The sequence below is a fragment of the Vicinamibacterales bacterium genome (genome assembly GCA_036504215.1).
GTDB lineage: Bacteria > Acidobacteriota > Vicinamibacteria > Vicinamibacterales > Fen-181 > FEN-299.
Map to the genome: position 1 here is coordinate 1 of DASXVO010000065.1, position 1,614 is coordinate 1,614.

The 1,614-nt window shown below is 69.6% G+C and carries 2 protein-coding genes; one reads left to right on the forward strand and one right to left on the reverse strand.

Annotated elements, in window-relative coordinates:
* The first annotated feature begins 221 nt into the window (after window positions 1–221).
* Window positions 222–1,004 (forward strand): IS5 family transposase, encoded by a 783-nt coding sequence (locus tag VGK32_18870; protein HEY3383830.1) that lies wholly within the window; start codon window positions 222–224, stop codon window positions 1,002–1,004.
* A 4-nt stretch (window positions 1,005–1,008) separates the two neighbouring features.
* On the opposite strand, the gene VGK32_18875 is transcribed toward VGK32_18870, so the two are convergent.
* Window positions 1,009–1,494: a hypothetical protein gene (locus VGK32_18875; GenBank protein ID HEY3383831.1), complete on the reverse strand. Its 486-nt coding sequence runs from the start codon at window positions 1,492–1,494 to the stop codon at window positions 1,009–1,011.
* Between the last annotated feature and the right edge of the window lie 120 nt (window positions 1,495–1,614).

A 1,614-nucleotide genomic window follows, 5' to 3' on the forward strand; every position in this document is an offset into this window, starting at 1 on the left:
ATCCGCATCCGCTGACCTCCGGCGATGCCCCCAAGGACCAGGTCCCCGACTGGAGCCCGGACGGCTCGAAGATCTCCTTCCACAGCGGGGGGTCCGGGAACGGCGGCATCTGGGTCATGAACGCCGACGGAAGCAGTCAGAGCCTGTGAATGAACTCGACCGCACGATCTGGCCCGTTCGTGCCATAGAACCTGTCATCGAGTGGCGGCAGGATCAGGCTCATGCCGTCGATGGTCGAGCTGGACAACGCCGAGTGGGCGCTCGTCGAGGACCTGTTCGACCCGCCCGCGCGTGAGGGCCGGCCCGCGACCTACTCCCGGCGGGACATGGTCCACGCGATCCTGTTCATCGCTCGGACCGGCTGCCAGTGGCGCTACCTGCCGGCCTGCTATCCGCCCTGGCAGGCCGTCTGGCAGCAGTGGCGGCGGTGGCGCGCCTCGGGGGTCTGGGGGAAGGCGATGGAGCGGATCGCCGAGATCATCCGCACCAAGCACGGACGGACGGCCACGCCCTCGATGGTGATGATCGACGGGCAGACCGTGCGTGGCGGTCGGGCCGGGCCAACGTTCCACGACAAGGGCGGGCGAGGCGGGCGCACGAATGGCGCGAAGCGCAGCGTCGTGATCGACATCCTGGGGCTGCCGCTCGCCGTCTCGGTCGAGTCTGCCCGGCCCCACGACGTGAGCGCGGGCCGCCGGCTGCTCGACACCGCCCTGCCGGCCCTCGGGACGGTCCAGGCCATCGTGGCGGACCGGGGCTATCGGGGCCTCGGGAAGATGGCGAACAAGAAGCGGATCCGGCTCGACATCAAGGCCCCGCCGAAGGGGACGAGCGGCTTCACGCCGATTGCGCCGCTCTACCGGGTCGAGCACGCCTTCGCGCGCCTCGGGCGCTGGCGGCGGCTGTCGCGGTGCTACGAGGGGAGCGCCCAGAGCGCCCGCGCCTGGCTCGAAGTCGCTGCCGTCGGCTACCTGTTCGCACGCCTTCGGGTCGAGCCGGCCTGATCGCTCACGCTCCGATCCCTGCGTCCTCGCACGACATCCACTGGTCGAGCAGGAATCCGCGACCCCGGTCGCCCCAGCCACCCCGCCAGATGGCCTGACCGCCCCGGATCACAACCGTAGAGGCATCGTCTTGAACGACGAGGTCGGACGGCAGGACGCCTCGAAGCGCGCGCGTGGCGGCGACGATGTCGGTTGTGCCGGGCGCTTCGTTGGCATAGTCGATGGTGCCGCTGCGCATCGTGTTCCCGCCACAGCGCAGCTCGAGCGAGGCCCCTGCCGGCGCTGATGCCATGGGCGAAGAAGTCGGCGTCGGTGTCCCTGCCGGCGTCGCGGGAGCAGTGGCTGCCGGACGCAATGTCTCGGCAGATGGTCGCTCCTCGGTCGGAGCCACCGTAGCGCAGCCAACCACAAGCATCGATGTCGTGATGACGCCCAGAAGTGCCGCCCGGCGCAGGGCTGCGCCACGCAGCCACTCGAAGATCATCAGCATCTTTCCCCACCGTCCTCTGCTGTTTGGCCCATCGTTGGTTTGCTGGGCGGCAACGTCAAGGGTCCCCACGCCTGCCGAGTTCGTTCACAGGCTCTCAGCACCAGCTGACGGGGTGCGACC